Annotated in this window: 17 protein-coding genes; 11 read left to right on the top strand and 6 right to left on the bottom strand. The window is 65.0% G+C overall.

Annotated elements, in window-relative coordinates; all coding sequences use genetic code 11:
* Positions 1-99: 99 nt before the first annotated feature.
* Positions 100-2,292 (bottom strand): AGE family epimerase/isomerase, encoded by a 2,193-nt coding sequence (locus tag AAC050_RS06415; RefSeq protein ID WP_339914271.1) that lies wholly within the window; start codon positions 2,290-2,292, stop codon positions 100-102.
* A 469-nt stretch (positions 2,293-2,761) separates the two neighbouring features.
* Here AAC050_RS06415 and AAC050_RS06410 point away from each other — a divergent pair, with 469 nt between their 5' ends.
* From AAC050_RS06410 to AAC050_RS06380, 7 genes are all read left to right on the top strand, one after another.
* Positions 2,762-6,136 (top strand): amidohydrolase family protein, encoded by a 3,375-nt coding sequence (locus AAC050_RS06410; RefSeq protein ID WP_339914238.1) that lies wholly within the window; start codon positions 2,762-2,764, stop codon positions 6,134-6,136.
* A 10-nt stretch (positions 6,137-6,146) separates the two neighbouring features.
* Positions 6,147-6,728: a helix-turn-helix domain-containing protein gene (locus tag AAC050_RS06405; protein ID WP_339914237.1), complete on the top strand. Its 582-nt coding sequence runs from the start codon at positions 6,147-6,149 to the stop codon at positions 6,726-6,728.
* 56 nt (positions 6,729-6,784) lie between these two features.
* Positions 6,785-7,135, top strand: coding sequence for a hypothetical protein (locus tag AAC050_RS06400; RefSeq protein ID WP_339914236.1), 351 nt, complete (start codon positions 6,785-6,787; stop codon positions 7,133-7,135).
* Between the two features lie 52 nt (positions 7,136-7,187).
* Positions 7,188-7,628 carry a hypothetical protein gene (locus tag AAC050_RS06395; RefSeq protein WP_339914235.1) on the top strand — a complete coding sequence of 147 codons (441 nt, stop codon included), beginning with the start codon at positions 7,188-7,190 and terminating at the stop codon, positions 7,626-7,628.
* Between the two features lie 76 nt (positions 7,629-7,704).
* Positions 7,705-8,016: a hypothetical protein gene (locus AAC050_RS06390; protein WP_339914234.1), complete on the top strand. Its 312-nt coding sequence runs from the start codon at positions 7,705-7,707 to the stop codon at positions 8,014-8,016.
* Positions 8,017-8,205: 189 nt separating this feature from the next.
* Positions 8,206-9,648 carry an aldehyde dehydrogenase family protein gene (locus tag AAC050_RS06385; RefSeq protein WP_339914233.1) on the top strand — a complete coding sequence of 481 codons (1,443 nt, stop codon included), beginning with the start codon at positions 8,206-8,208 and terminating at the stop codon, positions 9,646-9,648.
* 4 nt (positions 9,649-9,652) lie between these two features.
* Positions 9,653-10,579, top strand: coding sequence for a homoserine kinase (locus AAC050_RS06380; RefSeq protein WP_339914232.1), 927 nt, complete (start codon positions 9,653-9,655; stop codon positions 10,577-10,579).
* A 156-nt stretch (positions 10,580-10,735) separates the two neighbouring features.
* Here AAC050_RS06380 and AAC050_RS06375 read toward each other — a convergent pair whose 3' ends face one another.
* Entirely contained in the window at positions 10,736-11,017 is a 282-nt protein-coding gene (locus tag AAC050_RS06375; protein ID WP_339914231.1) for a hypothetical protein, read from the bottom strand.
* A 37-nt stretch (positions 11,018-11,054) separates the two neighbouring features.
* Complete coding sequence (locus AAC050_RS06370; RefSeq protein ID WP_339914230.1) at positions 11,055-11,498, bottom strand: hypothetical protein; 444 nt, start codon at positions 11,496-11,498, stop codon at positions 11,055-11,057.
* A 191-nt stretch (positions 11,499-11,689) separates the two neighbouring features.
* Between AAC050_RS06370 and AAC050_RS06365 the strand changes: the two genes are divergently transcribed.
* Entirely contained in the window at positions 11,690-12,124 is a 435-nt protein-coding gene (locus tag AAC050_RS06365) for a hypothetical protein (RefSeq protein WP_339914229.1), read from the top strand.
* A gap of 32 nt (positions 12,125-12,156) precedes the next feature.
* A complete protein-coding gene (locus AAC050_RS06360; RefSeq protein ID WP_339914228.1) occupies positions 12,157-13,218 on the top strand; it encodes an SEL1-like repeat protein in 1,062 nt (353 codons plus the stop codon).
* 58 nt (positions 13,219-13,276) lie between these two features.
* Here the strand turns inward: AAC050_RS06360 and thrC are convergent, their stop codons facing one another.
* A complete protein-coding gene (gene thrC, locus AAC050_RS06355; RefSeq protein WP_339914227.1) occupies positions 13,277-14,641 on the bottom strand; it encodes a threonine synthase in 1,365 nt (454 codons plus the stop codon).
* 190 nt (positions 14,642-14,831) lie between these two features.
* Here thrC and AAC050_RS06350 point away from each other — a divergent pair, with 190 nt between their 5' ends.
* Complete coding sequence (locus AAC050_RS06350; RefSeq protein WP_339914226.1) at positions 14,832-16,085, top strand: sodium:proton antiporter; 1,254 nt, start codon at positions 14,832-14,834, stop codon at positions 16,083-16,085.
* Positions 16,086-16,136: 51 nt separating this feature from the next.
* On the opposite strand, the gene AAC050_RS06345 is transcribed toward AAC050_RS06350, so the two are convergent.
* Positions 16,137-16,985, bottom strand: a complete 849-nt coding sequence (locus AAC050_RS06345; RefSeq protein WP_339914225.1) for a TIGR00341 family protein — start codon at positions 16,983-16,985, stop codon at positions 16,137-16,139.
* A gap of 266 nt (positions 16,986-17,251) precedes the next feature.
* Positions 17,252-18,691, bottom strand: a complete 1,440-nt coding sequence (locus AAC050_RS06340; protein ID WP_339914224.1) for an aldehyde dehydrogenase family protein — start codon at positions 18,689-18,691, stop codon at positions 17,252-17,254.
* 521 nt (positions 18,692-19,212) lie between these two features.
* Between AAC050_RS06340 and AAC050_RS06335 the strand changes: the two genes are divergently transcribed.
* A complete protein-coding gene (locus AAC050_RS06335) occupies positions 19,213-21,432 on the top strand; it encodes a TonB-dependent receptor (RefSeq protein WP_339914223.1) in 2,220 nt (739 codons plus the stop codon).
* Positions 21,433-21,528 lie beyond the last annotated feature (96 nt).

Here is a 21,528-nt window from a genome sequence, read left to right as displayed (position 1 = left end):
CAGGGTGACACCACAGTCCGTCACAATACCAGACCCCGTCCGGCGGCCACACTGTTTCAGCGCTCTCCCGTTTCCTTCAGGCCCGATCCAAAGGCTCCGTCAGCCGAGGTCCAGCCCGTTTGTCTCATCGGGCGCAATTGTCTTCCAGGACAGCGTCAACTGCTGGAAGGCGGCCATGATGTGGTAGAGAGATGTGGCCGGAGCGGGTTCATCGACGAACCCGCCATCGACCAGGCGCTTGTCGTGCCAAAGGCCGTCAGGCGTAAGGTACAGCCATAATGCCTTCAGCGCCGTGGCGGCATCTTCAAGCAGGGGGATCCGATCGTCGGGCGTCGCCGTTTCTGCGAGGATCAGCGCAGCCTTTATCCATTCAGATTGGGGCCACAGTCGGGCTCGTGAGCTGCGGATGGAGCCGTCGTCATTCAGAGCGTCGACAACAATCTCGGGATCGTCGAGAATGCCGCTTCGGCCAGCGGTATAGAGTCTGGCGGCGGCCGCCAGCGCCCTCTGGTCACCACGTCGGCGACCATACCGTGACAGGAGCCATGTCCACTCGAACTGATGGCCCGGTTCAACAAGATGACCATCATCACCGCCGGCCGGCTTCCAATCCGCGTTGAAGAACTCCCGCAGGAAGCCGTTGTCCGGATCTATGAAGGTATCGAGCGCCAATCCCGCCACGCGGTCTGCCAGTCTTGCCCATTGCGGATCATCGCTGATCTCCTCCCAGGCCAGACAGGTCTCGAGTAGATGCATGTGCGCATTGGCCTGATACGGGTGGGGTTCGAATTCTTTCAGTGCGCCGTTTGGAAGAGCCTCTGCCAGCAGCGCATCGCGCAGCTTGATGGCTCTGGGTTCAAGCGTTTCATCGTCGATTCCGGCGGCCTTGGCAGCGGCAAGGGCGAACAGAACGAATATCTGGTCGTACAGCATCGCCGTTCCGTCGATGGGCAATCCCGCAGCGGATACGAGCGCCCGGCCGCGGCCGTCCTCCTGTAGATAGCTATCGTACAGCCGGGTCAGGCCCGTCAGCACCAAGGTGCGCCAGGGTCCGGTCCAACCGAGCGTGCCAGCCTGGGCATAGGCGTAAATTTGTCGCGTCTGAACCCGGATCCTGTGCGGCAGTTCCGGCACCCGCCCGTCCAGGAGGAGGGCCTCAGCGAACATTCCGTCTTCCTCCACGCCGAGAGTCGACCAGACCGGCAGGGCGCGAAGACGAAGCCAGTCCGCGAACCGCACACCGCCTTGGGTCAAGCTTTCGGGCCGATCCCGGGCGAAGTCGAGATGCCGGGGCGACCGGGTGCGCATCTGTTCGACCAGCTGTTTGACGTCGTGTGCCCGGTCCAGATCGCACACCAGAACGGCATCCGCTTCGGCGATGATCACCAGATTGTTGAGCCCCAATGCGCCGACAATCATGCCTTCAGGTGCGCGGATCAGGCATCCGGTCGTGTCCTCAAGAATATGTCGATCCTCATGCGCCTGGCCCGTGGCCGAAATCGTATCCCAGGTCCCGAGGTCGGACCAGGCGAAGTCCACTTCCAGCACCGAGGCCAGGGTGGTCTTCTCCATGACAGCATAGTCCACGGAAATGCGGGGAGCGCGACCGAAGCTCTCCGACAGGGTCTGCACTGTCGCGCTGTCGTCGGTTCTTATGGAGGCGCTGACGGCTATCTCGATCTCGGGGGCCCAGGCTTTGAGCTCATCGATGAAGGTTCGGGTGGACACGATGAAAGTGCCGCTGTTCCACAGATATCCGTCGGCGATATAGGCGGCGGCCGTGGCGGCATCCGGTTTTTCGACGAACGCCGCGACCGGAGACAGCCCGCGCCCACCCGGCTTGATGTAACCATAGGCCGGGGAAGGTGCCGTGGGCCTTAGCCCGAGGGTGACGATCTGTCCGGATCCTGCCCCCGCGGTTGCCTGGAGCAGGGCGTGCCGAAAAGTGTCATGGTCGGGGATGTGATGGTCCGAAGCGACGAAGGCGACAATGCTCGAAGGGTCTCTCCGGTGGGCCCAGATCGCGGCGGCGGCCATGGCCGGTGCCGAATCCCGCGCTTCGGGTTCCAGCAGCACCTGGGCAGTGACCCCGATTTCAGCGAGCTGTTCTACAATCCAGCGCCGGTGGGTGACGCCCCCGACGACGATCAGTTCGGCCCCGTCGCTCACCAGCGGCGCGACACGCGCGACGGCTTCCTGAAATAGTGACCGGCCGCCCATCAGCGAAAGGAATTGCTTGGGCCTGGAAGGACGGGACGCGGGCCAGAGCCGGGTTCCTGCTCCCCCACACATGATCACGGGATAAAGAACCACGACGACACTCTGACTTTCACATTCAAGCGGTGGCCATCTCTATCAAGAGTTGGGGTTCAAGCGCCACATTCATACGACTGCGCGCGACGGTGCCGCATGTTTTACTCGTATAGGTGGTCGGTGTTCGATTTCGGAAAACACATATGACAGGCGCAACAGCGCACAGTCCGATCTGCCAGGGTAGAGGGGGCCTCGTCCGGAAGTCTCGCGATGTTCTTTCCGGGACTGTTCGCCGCAGCGGTGGTCACGGCCTTTCCTACCCTGATCCTCGGCGGGACAGCCGCTCGCACCGGTCCTGCGCCGCGCCAGCAACATGACAAGCGGGGGGCAGAACAATGGCCTGGCAATCGAGCTGACGGGGAATATGCATCCGGCCTCGCCAAACCGATATCCAAACCGCTACGTTCGGCGGTATCGATTTTCTGTCGCGAGTTCCGGGGTAGGTTTCATGAAGCGTTGGTTGCTGACGTCTGTTGCCGTTTTGATGTTTGCCGTTCCGGCCATCGCCCAGACACCCCCGCCCCAGCCGACTCCTGCGCCGGTTGAGGCTCCGCCCGAGCCGGTCGCTGAACCGGATCCGGACCCGGCCCTGGGCCCGGTGCCGCCGGCCGCGCCAGCGCCGGATCCGGTTGCCGTCGCCGAAGCGGACAAGGCCCCCAAATGGGATGTTCAGGCTCCACCAGGACCGTCGCACGACATTCCGCTCGACGTTACCGAAGGCACATGGATGTCGCTGGATGTCAGTCCGGACGGCCGCGAAATCGTTTTCGACCTGCTGGGTGACATCTATGTGATGCCGATCGCGGGCGGCGAGGCCCGGGTCATCGCCAGCGGCGTGGCCTGGGACATGCAGCCCAAATACTCGCCGGACGGTCGCCGGATCGCCTTTACCTCAGATCGTGGCGGGGGCGACAATCTCTGGGTGATGAACCGCGATGGCTCCAATCCGACCCAGGTCAGCGACGAGAGCTTCCGTCTGCTGACCCAGCCCGACTGGTCGCCGGATGGGGAGTTCATCGTTGGCCGCAAGCATTTCACCTCGGGCCGGTCGCTCGGGGCCGGTGAGATGTGGATGTATCATCGCTCGGGCGGGGGCGGGGTGCAGCTGACCGAACGCCGCACCCAGCAGAAGGACACCGGTGAGCCGGCCTTTTCGCCGGACGGCCGCTATCTCTATTTCAGCGACGACGCCACACCCGGGCAAACCTTCGAATACAGCAAGGACCCGAACGATCAGATTTATGTGATTCAGCGCCTCGATCGTCAGACCGGCGAGGTTGGCGAGTTCGTTTCCGGTCCCGGTGGTTCGATCCGGCCGACCCCGTCGCCGGACGGCCGTTCTCTGGCCTTCATTCGCCGCGTTCGCTACCAGTCGGTTCTGTATGTGATGGACCTGGAGTCCGGCCGCGAGACCCCGATCTATGACGGTCTGGATCGCGACCTTCAGGAGACCTGGGCTATTCACGGCGTCTATCCGGCCATCAGCTGGACCCCGGACAACAGCGCCATCGTCTTCTGGGCCGGCGGCCATATCCGTCGCGTGGACGTGGCCTCGCACGCGGTCGCCGACATCCCCTTCCACGTCGCTGACACCCGGCGGGTGCAGGACGTTGTGCGTTTCCCGGTCGAGGTCGCACCCGACCGGTTTGACGTGAAGATGATCCGCTGGGCCACCACCTCGCCGGACGGCAGCAAGGTTGTGTTCGAGGCTCTGGGCAATCTGTGGATCCGCGACCTGCCGACCGGCACGCCGCGCCGTCTGACGCGCCAAAACGATCATTTCGAACTGTATCCATCCTGGTCGAGGGACGGCCGTTCGATCGTCTATACGACCTGGAGTGACTCCGATCTCGGCACCATCCGGGTGGTGCCGGCCTCAGGCGGAAATGGCCGCGTCGTGACGCGGCAGCCCGGTCATTATCTGGAACCGGCCTTTTCGCCGGACGGCCGGACCATCGTCTATCGCACGTCCAGCGACGGTTATCTGCGCACCGCCCTGTGGAGTCGCGATCCGGGCATCTACCGCATTCCCACGGCAGGTGGGGCGGCGACCCTGGTCACCGATCATGGCATCACCCCCCGGTTCGGAGCTGGCAATGACCGCATCTTCTTCACCGGCCGTGATGGCGAGAACCGGGCCTTCAAGTCTGTCGACCTGACCGGCCATGATGAACGTACCCATCTGACGTCCCAGTATGCGGCCGAATTCGTCCTGTCGCCTGATGAGCACTGGATCGCCTGGACCGAACGCTTCAACGCCTATGTTACCCCGTTCGTCAGCACCGGCCGCCCGGTCAGCCTCAGTGCCGCCGGCAAGGCCTTGCCGCAGACCCGGGTGACCCGCGACGCCGGAGAATGGCTGCACTGGTCAGGTGATTCCCACCGACTGCAATGGTCGCTTGGACCCGAGCTGTTCTCGCGGGATCTCGACCAGACCTTCACCTTCGTCGACGGCGCGCCTGACGAACTGCCCAAGCCGGCTGATGCCGGGATCAACATCAGTTTCACCGCCGATGCCGATCACCCCACGGGCCACATGGTCCTGACCGGGGCCCGGCTGATTACCATGAACGGCGAGCAGGTGATCGAGGACGGGGTGGTGGTCGTCAACGGCAACCGTATCGAAGCCATCGGGCCGCGCGGTTCGGTCACGGTTCCCGGCGACGCCACAGTCGTTGACATGACCGGCAAGACCATCATTCCCGGCCTGATCGATGCCCACTGGCACGGGTCGATGGGGTCTGATGAGATCATCCCGCAGCAGAGCTGGGTCGATTATGCCTCGCTGGCCTTCGGGGTAACGACGATCCACGACCCGTCCAACGACACCAGCGAGATATTCGCCCACAGCGAACTGGCCCGTGCCGGGCGCGTTGTGGCCCCGCGGATATTCTCGACCGGCACCATTCTCTACGGGGCCCAGACCGGGTTTACTGCCCAGGTCGACAGTCTCGAAGATGCCGTGTCGAACCTGCGCCGCATGCGCGCGGTCGGCGCCTTCAGTGTCAAGAGCTACAACCAGCCGCGCCGCGACCAGCGCCAGCAAATCATTGAGGCCGGGCGGGAGCTGGGGATGATGGTCGTTCCCGAGGGAGGCTCGCTGTTCCAGCACAATATGTCGATGGTCGTGGATGGTCACACCACCATCGAACACGCGATTCCTTTGGCCCATCTGTATGACGACGTGCACCAGCTGTGGCGGCAGACCAGTGTCGCCTACACCCCGACCCTGGTCGTGGCTTATGGCGGCAGCTGGGGCGAGAACTACTGGTACCAGACCACACCGGTGTGGGACGACGCCCGCCTGCAACAATATGTGCCCCGGCGCATTCTCGATAGTCGTGCCCGCCGGCCGATCCAGGTCCCGGAGAATGAGCTGAACCATATTTCCGTGGCCCGCGAGGCCACCCGGCTCTCTCGTGAGGGGGTCAATGTCGAACTGGGAGCCCACGGTCAGCGCGAGGGTCTGGCCGCGCACTGGGAGATGTGGATGATGGAGCAGGGCGGCTCGACACCCATGGAGGCCCTGCGCTTTGGCACCCTGAACGGGGCCCGGGCGCTGGGCATGGACCGGGATATCGGCTCGCTCGAAGTCGGCAAGCTGGCCGATATGGTGGTGCTGGACGCCAATCCGCTCGATGATCTGCGCAACACGACCTCGATCGCCTATACGGTGGCGAACGGGCGGCTGTACGATACGCGGATGAACGAGGTCGGCCGACGGCAACGGGTACGGGCACCCTTCTGGTTTGAGGGTGCGGATGGAGAAGGTTGGAGTGCCGGGGCCGCTACGGCGGACTCCCACGGCCACGGTCCGGACTAGAAAGGCTTGAATGCGACGGCTGGAGCTGTTTCACTTAGCGGATATCGTTGCGGTTTTTCCGACCATGGGGCTTGTCAGGCCGGGTGGGGACGAACGGCGCAGGGAGGACTTGGGTGCGATGTTGCAGCGCGCCGATGGCTTTGATCTGGACGGGGAGGCAGTAACGCCCGCCCCCGCTGCCGCATGCGACAATCTCGGCCAGAGTCTTTTGACGCCCCGGCAGGAGGAGTGCCTCAGGCTGTCCGCCAATATGACCGATAAGGAGATGGCGCGGGCTCTCGGCATCTCGCCCAAAACGGTCAGCCTCCACATTTCCGAGGCCATGCGCCGGCTTGAGGTCGGGTCTCGCCGGGCCGCCCGCCTGAAGTTAGGGGAAAACCCCCTATGGGCATCGCCCCCGATGGCGGTCGAGACCGGATCCGTGCCGATTGGGCGGGTCGGTGCCGGAACAAATCTGGATCAGCCGCCCGGTTTCTACAGGCCTCCGCCACAAGGGGGCGTGATCACGTCGGCCATCATTGGGGCCTTCGCTGTTTTTGGAGCCGTGCTGATCCTGATTTTTCTCCTGCAGTTCGGTTACCGTCTGCTTTAGGCGCGCGCTGATCCGACACAACGAAACCGGCCTGTCCGGTGAAGGAGTATCGGATCATGGACCACGATCAATTTGGACGCGATCTCGCGGACCGGCTCTATGCGGCGGAACATGCCGTCGACCTGGCCATCGCGGCCCTGGGCGACCTCGGTTGCGCCATGGTTCGCGGGCGTATGGAGCATGGCATCAGCGCGGTGGTCGGACAGGTGGCCCTGTCAGACGTCACGGCGACCCTGCCCATCATCGTCAAGGCGCGAAAGCGGCTCGTGCGGGCCCACCGGCAGATGTTGCTGGACGCCCGCGCCCTGAGGATCGACTGGACCGCCAGCCTCAGCGGACCGGAGACAAAGCCCACCGAAGGGAGCGGGTTTACGGAAACCATTGGACGCCTCCGTCGGGTCGCTTGACGGGAATGAACCATGAGCACACCACAACCACATGTCTCTAGAAATGGTGCCCTTGGTCGAAACCAGCGCTCAGGCGATCTACTGGCTGGTGACGTTTGTCATCGCCGGACTGGTCTGGTGGCGCGGCGACCGGCCCGAGCGGATCGGCGTCTTGATCGTCCTGGCGGGCTTTGTTTTCAGTGGTCTGGTGGACCAGATATACTGGGGGCGGGTGCACGGGCTGGTCGTACTCGCCGACGGGGCCCTGTTCGCCGGTTTCTACGCCCTGTCCCTCAAATATGCGCGCTGGTGGATTCGCGGGGCGGCCGCGTTCGCCCTTCTGGGTTTCCTGTCCCATTTTGCCACCCTGTTCGATTCCTCGGTCATGACTTGGGCCTATGTGACGATGATCTGGCTGACCAGTGCCGGCATATTGCTGGCACTGCTGGCCAGCACGGCCGAGGTTCCGTTCGCCCGTCGCTACGAAATATGGGTGCGGCAGGGGCAGAGCTGAAAGCCGTTGGGCGATTTATTTATTCCATATGTGTCGGGCAGATTCCGACCGATTCCGGGAGAGTTTTGTGTCTTTGATGAATTTTAAAATGGCCTCCAAACTGTGGCTCGAGCTGGCTGATGTCGCCGAGCCGGGCAGTGAGGACCGGGACGACGACTTTATCTTTGCCGAACGGGTCATTCTCGCGCACCCGCCCCGGGACGATATGGAAGCCGTCCTGATTGCCGAGGTTCTCGCCGAAAGTATCGCCGGCGGCGAGCGCTCGGACGGACTGGACGTCGCGGCTGTGCGCAATCTTCAGAGCTGGGTCGGCCGTTCCCTCACCGGTGCAGTTTCACCGACCGCGTTTCGTGCCCTGGCTCGGTGTCCGACCCACGCTGCGATGTAGGCGCACCGCCGGCTGCACCTCTGTCCGGAGACGTCTCAAGGGGCGGCAAGGAGGCGAAACGGCGTGGTGCCGGTTCGGTCGGATGACGAATTGCCGTCGCTGACGGGCTGACCCGGTCTGCCACATATCCTATCAAGCACGGGCGGGGCGTCGGTGACGTCGTTCCGGTTCGCTGCACAGGATATGGCCATGACCGACACGCTTGAACTCTGCCACTGGATCAATGGCGCGCAGGTCCCGGCCGACCGCCCCACAGAATCCCACAATCCTTCGGATACACGCGAGATCGTCGCGCGGGTCCCCGACGGCGGCGAGGGCGAGGTCAATGCCGCCGTGGCCGCCGCCCGGGCCGCCTTTCCCGCCTGGTCGGAGGCCTCGCCCGAGGTCCGCTCCGATGTGCTGGACCGGGCTGGCACCCTGCTGATGGAGCGCCGCGAGGCGGTCGGACGGCTGCTGTCGCGCGAGGAGGGCAAGACCCTGGCTGAAGGCATCGGCGAGACTGCCCGCGCCGCCCGCATCCTCAAATATTTCGCCGGTGAGGCCCTGCGCCTGCACGGCCAGAACCTGCCCTCCACCCGCCCGGGGGTTGAGGTCCAGACCTATCGTCAGGCTGTCGGGGTCTATGGCCTTATCACGCCGTGGAACTTCCCCATCGCCATCCCGGCGTGGAAGATGGCCCCGGCCCTGGCCTTCGGTAATACGGTAGTGATCAAGCCGGCGGGCCCGACCCCGGCCACGGCCGAGGCGCTTGTGGCCATCCTGCATGAGGCGGGTTTGCCCGACGGGGTGCTCAACATGGTGATCGGCCGCGGTCGCGTCGGCCAGGCCATCGTCGACCACCCCGAGGTGGACGGCATCTCCTTCACCGGCTCCCAGGGCGTCGGGGCCGGGGTGGCGTCGGGGGCTGTCAAACGACAGGCCCGGGTCCAGCTGGAGATGGGCGGCAAGAACCCGCTGATCGTGCTGGACGACGCCGATTTCGACCGCGCCGTGCAGATCGCCCTCGACGGCTGTTTCTTCGCCACCGGCCAGCGCTGCACTGCCTCCAGCCGCCTGATCGTGCAGGACGGCATCCACGACCGTTTCGTCGCCGCCTTGGCCGAGAAGGTGAAGTCGCTGCGCGTCGGCGACGCCCTCGACCCTGAAACCCAGATGGGACCGGCGGTGTCCGAGGCCCAGCGTGAGGGTGTCTATCGCTATATCGACATCGCCCGCGACCAGGGTGGGCGCATCGTCACCGGTGGCGAACGCCTGAACCTCGACAAGCCGGGCTGGTACATCCAGCCGACCCTGATCGCCGACACCGCCGCCGATATGCGGATCAACACCGAAGAGGTGTTCGGTCCGGTCGCCTCGACCGTCCGCGTCAAGACCTATGAGGAGGCCCTGGATATCGCCAATGGTACGGAATTCGGCCTGTCGGCCGGCATCGTCACCCAGTCGCTGAAGCACGCTCGCGACTTCCAGCGCCGGTCGCGCTCGGGCATGACCATGGTCAATCTGCCAACGGCCGGGGTCGATTACCATGTCCCGTTCGGCGGGTCGAAAAAGTCCAGCTACGGGGCCCGCGAACAGGGCTTTGCCGCCGCCGACTTCTTCACCCAGACCAAGACGTCCTACACGGCTGGCTGACCTTATGGCCGTGTTCACGCCGGTGTCGGATGATCAGGCCCGGACCTTTCTGCAGACTTATGACCTCGGGCAACTGCAGGCCCTGACGCCGATCGCCGAGGGAGTCGAGAACACCAACTACCGACTCGACACAGCCACCGGCCGATTCGTCCTGACGCTGTTCGAACATCGCACGCGCGAGGACGCGCTGCCGTTCTGTCTCGGTCTGACCGACCATCTGGCGCGTCGCGGGTATCCGGCCCCGCAGCCCATGGCTGACCGCGCCGGGGCCTGGATCGGGCGTCTGAACGAACGCCCCGCATCAATCATTGATTGGCGCACTGGCGATTGGCTGAGAGCGCCGGATCACGCGGACCGGAATGCCGCTGGCCGGGCGCTGGCGCAGCTGCATCTGACGGCCGCCGACTATCCGGGACAGCGGAGCGATCCAATGGGAACCGCCACCTGCCAGTCGCTGGTCGAAGCCTGCGAAGGTCTGGCCATCGGGGACGACCGGCGCATGCTGGATCGACTGCAGGCCGAGCTGGCATGTGCGGTCGGGCCCGCCACCCCTCTGCCGGCCGGCCCGATCCACGCCGACTATTTTCCCGACAATGTCCTGTTTGACGACGGGGTGGTCAGCGGTGTCATCGACTTCTATTTCGCCTGCGTTGACGTCCTGGCCTACGACCTGGCCATCGCCCTCAACGCCTGGGGGTTCGATGCGGCGGGGGACGTCGTGCCGGCCGCGATCGATGCTTTTCTGGCGGGCTATGAATCGGTGCGCCCCCTGACCTCGGCAGAGCGCGCGGCCTTGCCGGATCAGGGCGCGCGCGCGGTGGTGCGCTTCACCCTGACCCGACTGCACGACCGGCTGCAGGCCAATCCGGACGCCCTGGTCACGACCAAGGATCCGGTCCCCTTCCTGCGCCGCCTCGACTACTGGCGCTGAGCGTGGTCACGCCAGCAACGCCTTGCACCCCTGCGGGCTTTCCCTCTAACGACCGGCCCCCGCTCCCGCGGTTGGGGAGAGGGGGACAGCGGCGTCGGGGAGAGGTCAGTGGCAGCCTCTCGCCCTCATCCGGGCGATATCCGTAGCGCGGGGTGTTCAGTGGGGCCGCGTGTAATAGGCGTCAACATTGCAGCGCCAGATGCCCGGTGTTCCGTCAGAGTACCGCTCCTGGCTGCATTCGCATGCGCCGAACCGGTCGAGCCGGTACCGCGTCCCGGCACGCATCCACGATTCCGCCGCGCCCTTGGCCTTGCTGCAGGCCTCCGTGCGGGTATCGCCGACGTGGTCGAAATTCCGGACCTCGGCGCTGGCGGTACCGGCGGAAAGGGCCAGCAGGGTGGCGCTGGCTGCGGCGATGACGATGGTCATGCGGTTCATGGTCGGTTTCCTTCAGGGTGATGTTGGAACAGACAGATCAGTAGTTGGCCGCGCCCGCCTGGGCGCAGACGCGGGCGCGCTGCCGGTCGCTGACTTCGGCGACATTGAAGAACAGGCGACGCGACTGCAGCCGGTTTAGTTGATCGGCATGATCACCGACCACATTCAGGATCTGGGTCATGTCCCGCACGATCCGGGTGTTTCGGCACTGGGTGTTGTCCGGAACATTGAGATTGAACTCGCACACCACCCACTGGGCCAGTTCACCGCATTCGGCGCTGTCTCCGGCACTGCAGACCTCGTCCATCTCCAGGGCCAGTTCGGCGGTGTCGCTCATCCGGCTGGTCAGTTCGCTGCACGAGACCTGGGCCACGGCCGGGGCCGACGCGGCAGTCGGGACCGGCGACCGGGTCCAGCCGGACAGACCCAGAAGAGTGGCGATAACGGTCGCGAGCGTCAGGGTTCGGGACATGGACATCATGCGCATCGGCTCCAATGGGGCCTGCCAGCGGCCCGGTCGTCAGTCAGGCTAGCGGCACGTCACCGGCGGAATAGCTGTTAAAATTCACAGGGTGACCCGGCTCTCCGCGCCTTGCAGGATCGGCGGTAGTTGGTCAATTTCTTGAGCGATCGCCGGACTTGTTCGCGGTCCGGTCCTGCAAAGGAGCGAATATGAAGCGTCCAGTTCTTCTCATCGTCACCGTAGTCCTCGCCGCCGGGCTGGGTCCCGCCGCGGCTTCGGCCCAATCCGGCTGGACCTATCTGCGCTGCAACAAGACCTTCTACAGCGCCCACCCTTCGGCCACGGTGCGCCCCAGTCAGCCTGCGCGTCATGATGAATCGATCAGCCGGATCAGCACCAGCCCGGCGCGATGGCAGGGCCTGAATGGGGGGGCAACGCCGACCTGGGGAGCGGATCTTTGTTCTCTTGTTGAGGTCAACCGCTGCGTCGTGGTCGGCGACGAGGTGCGGATCCTCGGCGAGGGTCGCTCGACCAGCGTGAATCTCCGGACGCTGCAATTCGCCTATTCGCGCCTGGACAGATCGGCCCGGACCTGGGGCGAAGGCAGCTGCCAACGGATTGCGGATCCTGTTGGCGGGAGGTGAAGGGTAAAACAGCCTTCTGCCGGGGCGAGGCCATGAAATTTCGTACGGTGATGCTGGCTGGCGTGATGGTGGCGCTGCTGATCGCGGCGTCGCCCGGCCCGGCCATGGCGCAATCCGTTGATTCCACATTCGCCGGTCTTGAGGCCTATGAGCGCGGAGAATTCGCGACGGCTGCTGCGATCTGGACCGAGGAGGCTGAAGCCGGCGACGTTGATGCGGCCTATTCCGTCGGAGTGCTCCATGCCTTGGGACAGGGCATCCCTCGGAATGATGTCGAGGCCGCCCGCTGGTTCCGGTTCGCCGCCGATAAGGGGCATGCCGACGCCCTGAACAACCTTGGGAACTACTATTTCGAGGGGCGTGGCGTCGCCCGCGATGAGGTTGAGGCTGTGCGATTGTTCCGTCTGGCGGCGGATCAGGGACGCGCTGATGCCCGGCACAATCTCGGCTTCGCCTATGCCAGTGGACGTGGCGTTGCGCGTGATGATGCAGAGGCGGTTCGCTGGTTTCGGCTCGCCGCTGCCCAGGGCCATCTGGACTCACAGATGAACCTTGCCACCTTTCTGACCGCGGGTCGGGGTGCCGCGCCCGATGATGTCGAGGCGGCCCACTGGTTGCAGCGGGCAGCCGAACAGGGGGATGCGGCGGCCGAGTACAGGCTCGGTCTGTATTATCTTGAGGGGCGTGGTGTGACCCGTGACGCCGTCGAGGGCGCGCGCTGGCTTCGTCTGGCGGCCGACGGCGGGCACGTCGGTGCCCAGTACACTCTGGGAGTCATGACACTTGAAGGGTTCGGTACGGGGCCGGACGCCGCCGGCGCGGCCCGCTGGTTCCGCGCGGCGGCGATCCACGGCGATGCCAGGGCGCAGTTCAATCTTGGACTCATGTACGTCCGTGGTCTGGGGGTGGAGGATGACCCGGTGCGGGCTCTGATGTGGATGCGTCTGGCCGACTCCTTCCTGTCGGAGACGGCAAATCAGGATGCAGCCGAAACCCGCGATATCGTTGCTGCAGCCATGACCGCCGATCAGATCACCCGGGCCGAGGAGATGGCCGGGCGCTGCCGGACCTCCGGCTTTCAGGACTGCGACTGAACGCCGACACGGAGGGCAGGTGTTCCGCGGATAATTTGGTCAAAGGTCACGGTTGAGTTCAACCGATCGCATTCAATACCGCGTCAAGATCGGGCTCGACCGTCCGACAGTATTCGCGGCACCCCTCCAGTCCTTCCAGCACCGACGGCCGGCGGGGTTCGAAACCCACGGCCCCGGACACCACGGCGGGGAATTTGGCTGGGTGGGCCGTCGACAGGGCCACGACCGGGCCACCGGCCGGATCCTGTCGCCGCGCCGCCGCCAAGGCCACAGCCGTATGCGGGCAGATGATCTGGCCGTACGCCGACCAGGCGTGGGCGATCTCGGCGCGGGTCTCCACCTCACTGACGGTCTCGGCCGAGACTTCGGTGCGCAGCCGGGCCTGCAGATCGTCGTCCAGGGTCACCGTGCCCTCGCGGGCGAAGGTCTCGAACAGGGTACGGGTGCGGTCGGGGTCACGATCCGTGGCCTCGAACACCAGCCGTTCGAAATTGGACGGGGCCTGGACGTCCATGCTGACGCTGTAGGTCTCGACCGTGGTGCGACGGCTGTAGGTACCGTCGGCCAGCACCCGGGCCAGGGCGTCATTGCTGTTCACCGCCGCCACCAGTCCGCCGACGTTCGCACCCATGCGGCGCGCGGCCCAGCCGGCGAAGGCGTCACCGAAATTGCCGGTCGGCACGACGAAGCGTGGGGCCGGTCCGGCCAGGGCGGCACCGGCCGTCACATAGTAGGGGATCTGTCCGGCCAGCCGCGCCCAGTTGATCGAATTGACCGAGCTCAGCGGCCCCTGTGCCCGTAGCGTCTCATCGGTCAGCAGCCCCTTCACCAGCCGCTGGCAGTCGTCGAAATCGCCGCGCACCGCCAGATTGGTGATGTTGTCGGCCGCGACCGTCGTCATCTGCAGCCGCTGCACCGGCGAGACCCGGCCTTCGGGATGCAGCACGATCAGGCGGATGCGCTCGGCCCCGGCAAAGGCCCGCACCGCCGCCGCTCCGGTGTCGCCGCTGGTGGCCGTAACCAGGGTTAGCCGACTGCCGGTCCGGTCCAGCGCCGCCTCCATCAGCGACGCGGCCAGCTGCATGGCCAGATCCTTGAAGGCCGCGGTCGGGCCGTGGAACAGCTCCAGCAGCCACAGATCGTCGTCCAGCTGGACCAGTGGCGTCACTGCCTCGTGGTCGAAGCGTTCGACCAGACGCGACACGGCCACGTCGACGGCCCCGCCGGGCAGGGCCTTGCCGACAAAGGTGGTCAGCACCGATCGCGCCACCTCGGCATAGGGCACCCCGGGCCGGGCCAGTGCGGCGTCGGCCGCGGGCCAGGCCTCGGGCACATAAAGGCCGCCGTCCGGGGCAAGGCCGGACAGCATCGCTTCGGCGAAATTGACGGTGGGCGTGTGGCCCCGGGTGCTGATGTATTTCATGGCAGGCGATCTCAGCCTTAGGACAGGCGACCGCCCGCCGTCCAACCCCGATCGCGTTCTTCCGACGGGCGGGTCGGGACCCCGGCCGTCCGGCATGGCGATATGGCTTGGCCGCATCGCTGCGCCCGGTCTATTCAGGGAGATCGATCCCGTACCAAGCCCGGGACCATCCCAGCCTGCGGAAGCCCCCATGATCAGCGCCCTGTCACCGTTCGACGCCGCCGCCATCCTGATCGTGCTTTCGGCCACGTTGGGCTGGCTCAATCATCGCTATCTGAAGCTGCCGACCACAGTGGCCCTGACGGTGATGGGAGCCCTGGCCTCGATCGCCGTTATCGCCATAGACGCTGTCCTGCCGCAGAGCCGGTTGTCGGAATCGGTCAGTGAATTCCTCGGTGACATCGATTTCCACGAGACCCTGATGAACGGCATGCTGTCGTTCCTGCTGTTCGCCGGAGCCATGCACGTCGACCTGGCCCAGCTGAAACGCGGGGGCTGGCAGATCGGCATTCTCAGCACCTTTGGTGTTGTGCTCTCGACTCTGCTGGTCGGGGGAGGACTGGCCCTGCTGACGCGTATGATCGGAATCGAACTGCCGCTGGCCTGGTGTTTCGTGTTCGGGGCCCTGATCAGTCCGACCGATCCGGTGGCAGTGATGGCTGTGTTGAAGACAACCAAGGTACCACCGAGGCTGCAGGCCACCGTCGCCGGCGAGAGCCTGTTCAATGACGGGGTCGGGGTGGTGGTCTTCTCCATCCTGCTGGCCTCGGCGGTCAGTGGCGAAGCCTTCTCGCTGGTTCATGCCGGGGAGATGTTCCTGGTCGAGGCCCTTGGCGGTGCCGCCCTCGGCCTGGCCGTGGGCTGGATCGCCTATCGCGCCATGAAGGCCATCGACGAATATTCGGTCGAGGTGCTGATCACTCTCGCGGTGGTCATGGGCGGTTATTCCCTGGCCCACGCCCTGCACATCAGCGGCCCGGTCGCGATGGCTGTGGCCGGTCTGGTTATCGGCAACCACGGCGTCAGCTATGCGATGAGCGACAACACCCGCGACTATCTGCTCAAATTCTGGGTGCTGGTCGATGAAGTTCTGAATGCGGTGCTGTTCCTGTTGATCGGGCTCGAGGCCGTCGTGCTGGCCGAGCGTATGGGCCTGCTGGGTCTGGGTCTGCTGACCATCCCTCTGGTGCTGTTGGCGCGCAGCCTGTCCGTCGGCGTGCCTCTGCTGTTCTGGCGCAGTCTGTTGCCGTTCAAACAAGCCTTTCCGGTCATGGTCTGGGGCGGACTGCGCGGTGGCATCTCCATCGCGCTGGCCCTGTCCCTTCCACCAAGTCCGATGAAGGACGTGCTGGTAGCCGCCACCTATATGGTGGTGCTGTTCTCTGTGGTGGTGCAGGGCGGGACCATCGGCCCGGCGCTCAAGCGATGGGGTGCACCGGCCTGAGGCACGGTCGTCCATCGGTCGCCGACCCGTCGGCGACCTTTGACCGGCCCCTCAGGGCAGGAAGCGAGGCAGGATCAGGGCTATCAGAACCGCCAGAAGGGCGAGCCAGACCAGCAGGGTCCCCGCCGTCATCCGCCAGCTCCTGGGAGCCAGCCCCTGGAACAGGAAGGTCAGGATACCCGCGACATTGATGCAGACCAGATTGGTCGCGAACAGGATCAGGGCTCCAAGACTCAGATGACCGTTCCCGGAGCCGTACAGTAGGCCGGCCGCCGCCAGCGGCGGGACCAGGGCGACGGCGATCATCACCCCGATCAGCGATGAGGCCGATCCCCGACTGAAGGCGATGACCCCGGCGCTGCCGCTGGCGAGGGCCAGAACGACGTCGGCCGGGCTGACCCGGGTCCGGCTCAGCAGCTCGGGAACGGTCGGGTCGATTTTGATGATGCCGCCGACCAGCGTCATGAAGGCCACACAGGTCACAGCCCCGATCACCAGCGCCAGAGAGGCGCGACGGCCCAGGCCGTGGTCTCCGATCGTCGCTGCCATCGCCATGCCGATCGATGGCCCAAGGAAGGGTGCGATGACCATGGCCCCGATCACGATTGCAGTCTGGCCGCTGCGCATGCCGAGGCCGGCGATCAGGGCCGAAACCAGAACCGTCAGCAGGAAGCTGGCTCTCAGCCGTATGCTTTCCTCAATGTCGTCGTAGAGTTCTTCGGTACTCAATCGGTCCCGACTGAAGAAGGCCTCAATCCGGCTGGGTGGACGCTTTTCGGGATTCAGTGGCCGGATGGTGGCGATGCTTTCATACAGTGGCGGAATGACGGCCTCGGTCGGCAGGACGATGGTGCAAAATCCCGGCCGGTGACCCAGTGCCAACTCAAGGGCGTCCACCATTCGCTCCACGTAGCGACCCTGAACGACGCAAGCCAGGCTCTCCATGCGACCTTCCGCCGGTCGCACCCAGATTCGACCCGAGTGTCTTTCGGCAATGACCCTGGCGCGTTGCACATCCTCATCCGGAACAAAGATCAGTAGCAGGCGCGTCGACATCTTTGGCTTTCCAGGAAGTCAGGGGCACGGCCCCATTCGTACACGGCCTGATCCTGTCTGTGTCAGCGGCAATTACGAAATCGGTTTTTTCACCCCTTCCCGACGATCGGTCAGATCGGCCTGTGGCGGATCACCAGATTGCGGATCTCGGTCATGTCCTCCATCGCGAACTTGACGCCTTCGCGACCCAGGCCCGAGTCCTTGACCCCGCCGTAGGGCATGTTGTCGACGCGATAGCTGGGCACGTCGCCGATCAGCACGCCGCCGACTTCCAGCCGGTCCCAGGCGGCCATGGCCTTGTGGATGTCGCGGGTGAAGATGCCAGCCTGCAGGCCGAAGCGGGAATCGTTGACCTCGTCCAGGGCCGCCTCGAAATCGGAGAAGGACGACAGGATGGCCACCGGGCCGAAGGCTTCTTCGTCGCGGATCTTCTGGCCGCGCGGCACGCCTTCCATCAGGGTCGCCTGCAGCATGGCCCCGCTGCGGTCGCCGCCGCATAGCAGGGTCGCGCCCGCGGTGATTGCCTCATTGATCCAGCCTTCCAGCCGGGAGGCCTCGGTCTCGTCGATCATCGGACCGATGAAGGTGGCTTCCTCGCTCGGGTCACCGGCAACCAGGGCGCGGGCCTTCGACACCAGCAGGTCGCGCAGCGGGGCATAGATGTCGGCGTGGATCAGGATGCGCTGGACCCCGATGCAGGACTGGCCCGACTGGTAGAAGGCCCCGAAGATGATGCGTTCGGCGGCGTCTTCCAGATCACTGTCGCGATCGACGATGACCGCGGCATTGCCGCCCAGTTCCAGCACCACCTTCTTCTTGCCGGAGCGGGCCTTGAGGGCCCAGCCCACCTCGGGCGAGCCGGTGAAGGACAGTAGTTTGAGCCGGTCGTCGGTGGTGAACAGATCGGCCCCGTCACGGGTGGCCGGCAGGATGGAGAAGGCCCCCTCGGGCAGGTCGGTCTCGGCCAGGATCTCGCCGATGATGATCGCCCCCAGTGGGGTGCGCGAGGCCGGCTTCATCACGAAAGGACAGCCGACGGCGATGGCCGGGGCGATCTTGTGGGCGGCGAGGTTGAGCGGGAAGTTGAACGGCGAGATGAAGGAACAGGGGCCGATCGGCACCCGCTTCCACATGCCCTGATAGCCCCTGGCCCGGGCGGAGATGTCGAGGGGCTGGACCTCGCCGGTCATGCGCACCGATTCTTCGGCGGCGATGCGGAAGGTGTCGATCAGCCGGGTGACCTCACCACGCGAGTCGCGGATCGGCTTGCCCGCCTCGATGCACAGGGCATAGGCCAGTTCGTCGGCCCGTTCCTGGAATCGGGTCACGCAATGGGTAAGGACCGCCTGGCGCTCATAGGCCGCCATGGCGGCCATTGGTCCGGTGGCCCGGACTGCCGCGGTGATGGCCTGATCGATCATGGCGGGATCGGCCAGGGCCACGCGGGTGGCGGGCTTGCCGGTGAACTTGTCGGTGACGACAAGATCCTGGTTCGGCGACATTGCCCGGTTGGCGAGATAGAGCGGGTAGGACGGTTTCAGCGACGGCATGGGTAGGGCACTCCGGTCCGGATGGCCGGCGTCAAGAGCCCCATACAGGCAAGGTCATCCGGCACGGTTCGTTTGTAGTACGACCGGTGCCGAAATGGCGACCGGGCGTTTTGCTGGATATTCGCGCGCCGGAATCCATCCTGCGCATCCGGTTATGTTGCGGCGCAGAAGGGGTTTGGGCCCGAAGCCGGTGATTTCGCCGCCTGGCTTTGGAGCTCTTTCAATGAGGGCATGGAGTTTTTGTCCGGCCCGGCCTAAACAAATGTTGCGGTGCCGAAGGGCGCGGCCGGTGTCTGCACCGAAACTCGCAACCGGATGGGTGATCTTTACGAGGCTGTCCCGGGCACCGATCGTCACTACTGACCGTCTGGTTTCCCTGAATATGTCGAATTGATCCGGGTCCCCGGCCCTTGCCGGCCTTGCCACCCCGATCACCCCAGCCGCAGGGGCAGTGCCAGGGCGTACCGCCTCACCTGTGTTCATCAGTAAATGCCTTTCGATAAGGCCATCCAGAGAGAAAAGTGACCGTGAGGCATTTCATTTCAGGCGCTTCTGTTGCCGTCCTTCTTGCCACGACCGCCGGCACAGCCATGGCCCAGGTCAGCCCGGTCCGGTCGGAGGGGCAGGCCGTTACGACCATCGACGAGGTCATCGTGACGGCCCAACGTCGTGAGCAGGCGGCGCAGGACGTCGGCATCGCTCTGAGCGTGCTGTCCGGCGACGAACTGACCGATCGCGGCATCTCCAATATCAACCAGCTGCAGTATGCGACGCCCAATCTGGAGATCGAACCGGCCTTCGGTGGTGGCGCGGCCCAGTTCCGTCTGCGGGGCGTCGGCTTTCAGGACTATGCCTCGAACAACGCGCCGACGGTCGGTGTCTATGTGAACGAGGTCGCCTATCCGGTGCCGGTCATGACCCAGGGTCTGATCTTTGACGTCGACCGGGTCGAGGTTCTGCGGGGCCCCCAGGGGACCCTGTACGGCCGCAACACTACCGGCGGGGCGATCAACTTTGTCACCCGTAGACCGAGTGCGGTTCCGACAGCCGGAGTGATGGTCGAGTACGGTCGTTTTGATGCCCTGCGCGCCGAAGGTTTTGTCTCGGGTCCGCTGGGCGACCACGCCCGCGGGCGGCTGGCGGCCTCTACGGAACAGGGCGGAGCCTGGCAACACAATCGCGACACCGGGGAATCGATCGGTGATGCGGACCGCACCGCTGTTCGTGGCTTGCTGACCGTTGATGCCAACGACGCCCTGTCGCTGACGCTGGACGTCCACGGCGGGATCGACAAGTCCGAGAACCAGGCCCTCTACCTGTTCAGTCCCCTGACCACGCGACGGGGCGGGCCGGGCAGCGTCACCATTCCGGCCGACACCGATCATTCCGCCACGGGTTGGGGTCTGTCACCGCGCTTCGCCGCCGAGATCGGCCGGGACATCAACGCCAAGCCGGGGCGGGACAATTCGTCATGGGGCAGCTCGCTCAGCGCCGTCCTGCATTTCGGCGGCATGAGCCTGACAGGCATCACCAGCTACGAGACCCTGGACCGCAGCGAGTACGGGGACTGGGATTCCTCGTCCTCGGTCGAGGCCGACACCTTTTTCGGAAGCGATGTGAGCGTCTTTTCTCAGGAAATCCGGCTGGCGTCGGCGGTTGACGGTCCGCTGAATTGGGTCGCCGGCGTCTACTATTCGAAACAGGAATTGGACGAGCGCTATTCGTCCGACTTCATCGACATCTTCGGGACCTGGGGGCAGGTCACCTATGCCCAGCAGGTCGAGTCGATCAGCCTGTTCGGTCAGGCCGAATATGCGCTCACCGACACGCTTAAACTGATCGGCGGACTGCGCTACGAGGAGGAGACTCGCGACCTCCAGGGCTTCGGTGCCGCCTTTGGTGGGGCGGTGGCCCTGCCGCCGACCTCGGTCTCGACCGAAATGACGCCGCTGACCGGCAAGCTGGCTCTCGAATACGCGCCCAGCGACAATCTGCTGATCTATGGCTCGTTCAGCCGAGGAGCCAAGTCGGGCGGGTTCACCACCTACAACACTGGGCAGAGCTCATCGATCCAGCCGTTCCGCCCGGAAATCCTGCGGGCCTGGGAGGTCGGTTTCAAGGCCAATCCGGCTCCGTCCCTTCAGATTAACGGCTCGACCTATTTCTACGACTATACGGATCAGCAAGTCCTGACCGCGGTCTATGGCCCCAACGGTCCGGTCGGCCGCTTCGCCAATGTGCCCTCGTCCGAGATCTACGGTGCCGAACTGGAAGGTGTGTGGCATCCGCTGCCCGATCTGCGCATCAGCCAGTCGCTGAGCTACAAACAGGGCAAATATACCGAGTTCTTTGACCTCGACGTCGCCGCCTCCCGCACTGCCGGCGCGGCTGTCTACGTCGACAAGTCGGGTCAGGATATCCCGTTCCCGGCGCTCAGCTACGGCGGTTCGGCGGCCTATGACTGGTCGGTTCGTGGCTTCGCCCTGACGGCCGAGGCCAACTACAGCTATCGCGATGACTATCCGTCGTGGCTGGGGGTCCGGTACGACGTTCCCGCCTACTGGCTGGCCAATGCCAGCCTGACCGTGTCACCCGAGGCCGGACAGTGGTCCGTGACCGGCTTCGTCCGCAATCTGTTCGACGAGGAATACGACCTGACGCGGAATTTCTTCACCAGCGCCGATATCGCCCAGCCGGGCCGACCGAGAACCTACGGCGTGCGCCTGACCTATCAGTACTGACGGGCGGGCCGGGGAGGGTGGCTTCGTGCCGGCCTCCCCGGCTGTGCGTTTTCCGGTTCCCCCCCGGACCGGTTCACTGTCACAAGGGGCGGGCAT

The organism is uncultured Brevundimonas sp. (assembly GCF_963974615.1).
In the GTDB taxonomy this organism is placed as follows: Bacteria; Pseudomonadota; Alphaproteobacteria; order Caulobacterales; family Caulobacteraceae; genus Brevundimonas.
The sequence above is the reverse complement of the archived record's forward strand: the minus strand, read 5'-3'. Positions and strand labels throughout refer to the sequence as shown.